The organism is Sporosalibacterium faouarense, from assembly GCF_016765695.1.
Lineage (GTDB): Bacteria > Bacillota > Clostridia > Tissierellales > VENL01 > Sporosalibacterium > Sporosalibacterium faouarense.
The window spans coordinates 1-2537 of record NZ_JAETGO010000072.1 but is presented as its reverse complement, the minus strand read 5'-3'; the positions used below and the strand labels follow the sequence as shown (position 1 = coordinate 2537).

Genomic DNA, 2537 nt, shown 5'->3' with positions numbered 1-2537 from the left:
TAATATCAAGGCAGGATAATCAAGGAACAATAGCGTATTATTTATATAACGGACATGGAGATGCAGTAAACCTTATATCAATAAACGAAACTATACTAAATGAATATGACTTCAGTATATATGGACTAGGAACACAAACAGAAGAAGGAATATTCAACCCCTTTAGATATGCAGGAGAGTATTATGACCAAGAAAGTGGACTGTATTACTTAAGGGCAAGATATTATGACCCAAGTATAAGTAGATTTATTACGGAGGATACTTACAAGGGAGATGTTACTAATCCATTGACATTGAACTTATACACTTACTGCTTAAATAATCCTATTATAAGGATTGACCCTACTGGACATGATAGTTGGGTTTTATATGACCCCAATAATTTTGGGAAGCAAGCAAAATCAGAAGCTGAAAGATTGAGTGAATTATATGGAACAAAAACACATATGCTTGAAGTAACATTAAGAATTCAGTTTTTAAAAGCTTGGAATAGCATGGGTAAAGATACTGATATTGAAGGTGTTTCTTTACTATTCCATGGGTCTCCACATACAATTAATATAGATGCAAGTAATAATGAGTATCTCACTTCATTAAGCAACGGTAAGACCCCTTTAGGAACTAGAGCAATGTATATTGGTAATCTTAATGATAAGGCGATGGATAAACTTATTATACTTACTTGTAATGGAGGGCATTTAGACCATACTAATGATAATGTAGCAAGTACATTTTTAAGAACCAATGATAATATAAATGAAGTCTATGCAATGGACGGTAACTTATCTTATAACTTTAATAAATCTAATAAATCTTATAAACCAAGACTGTCATTCGACCAAATGAGGTTTTTAAAAAATTTGAATTATCTATGGATTCGATTTCCATTTGGTATGATTAAATATAATAAAAATGATGGAGGCGATATATATATTAAGAGAGATAATATTATTAAATAAGAGGTGAAAGATCTATTAATAAAGTAAAAGTAGTATTATTAATAACTATAATTGCATTAATAGCATATCAAGGTTACTATTGGCTTATACCAATAAAGGTAGAATTAGTAGAAGTTGCAAGATTACGTACAGAAGAAGAATTGCCTGGAACTTGGTGGTCTACGGTGTTTGGTGAAAAACATAGTGCAGCAATAGACTATAAAATTACTTTTCCTGATAATGATTTTAATAAAAATTATTTGATTATTACTGGTGGAAGAGAAATGAAGAAGCTTACATATAAAAGATTAAGTAAATTTTATTTACCATATAAAGAAAATTTTTATGTCGGTAAGGCTGTTTTAAAGGGCGAAATATATCCTCACACAATATTTGTTTACAAGATTGATAAACTGCTCATAAAATATGATGATATATCTTGGCCAAAAGTGAGAATTGAGGATTAAACTAGTTCAGAGTTTTATTTTCAAGACAACATGTAGTATACTATGCAAATAATTGAAGTACCAAATAAGCTAACTTCATAAATCAGTTAAAACTCACTACAAAATAAAAGTTTACTAAAGTATTACAATATATTATACTCAATCAAAGAACTTTCTATAAATTGCATATATGAGACTAACTGCATAATGATGATTCTGTAGTGAGTTATCGAAAAACTAAATAACCAAACAAGAAAGTTAACGGAGAGAAATCCGTTGGCTTTTTTCGTACGGGAAAATAAAGACCTGCTAGTAATAGTCAAGAGAAACGGATAGTCTATCCAGGCTTGATGATGTGGACCAAAGTTTCACTGAAACCTTATACTTTGATGGTGAAGGAAAAAAAATAGAGTATGACGAAGAAGGAAACTATCATAGCTATTTCTATGATAATAATGGTAATTTAATTAGAGAACAAATAAGTCCTGACAATGCAAAAGAGAAAGATGAATCGGATTTAACACTATACACTACCCAATACGAATATGATTATATAGGGAATTTATTAAAGACTAATGATGCTAGAAATTTTGAAACTATATACAGATATGATGATCTAGGTAGATTAGTTGAAGTAGAAGATGCTAAAGGTCAAACTATGAAGTACAAATACAATAATCTAGGAAAAGTAATTCAAATAGAAAATGAAAACCAGATATTATCACAGAGTCAATATGATGAATTAGGAAGATTAATAAAATCAGTAGACCCATTAAATAACCAAGAATACACTAAGTATGACAAGATAGGAAATCCAATACTAAATATTGATAAGAATGGTACAACTACATCTTTTATCTATGATAATAGAAATAGAGTTATTAAAGAAACAATAGTTAATGAAGATAACACAATTCAACAAATAAGGGAATATGAATATATAATTGGTGCAGATGAAGATAAGACAATTATCACAGAAGATAATTTTCAGACTACTCTAATATACTATAAAGATGGAAGCTTAAAGAAAAAAATAACACCAGATTTAAAGGAGATACTGTATCAATATTATAATAATGGAAGTAGAAAAAGCATTACGGATTACTTTGGAAAAATAACTGAATATATATATGATAGCAGAAATAGGTTAAAG

The 2537-nt window shown here is 29.1% G+C and carries 3 protein-coding genes; all 3 read left to right on the top strand.

Annotated elements, in window-relative coordinates; all coding sequences use genetic code 11:
• Nucleotides 1-959 (top strand): RHS repeat-associated core domain-containing protein (locus JMO20_RS14050; RefSeq protein ID WP_202710326.1); only part of this gene is annotated, 959 nt, incomplete at its 5' end.
• 164 nt (nt 960-1123) lie between these two features.
• Nucleotides 1124-1405, top strand: coding sequence for a hypothetical protein (locus tag JMO20_RS14045; RefSeq protein WP_202710325.1), 282 nt, complete (start codon nt 1124-1126; stop codon nt 1403-1405).
• Between the two features lie 334 nt (nt 1406-1739).
• On the top strand, nt 1740-2537 hold a 798-nt coding region (locus JMO20_RS20645), incomplete at its 3' end, for an RHS repeat protein (protein WP_202710324.1).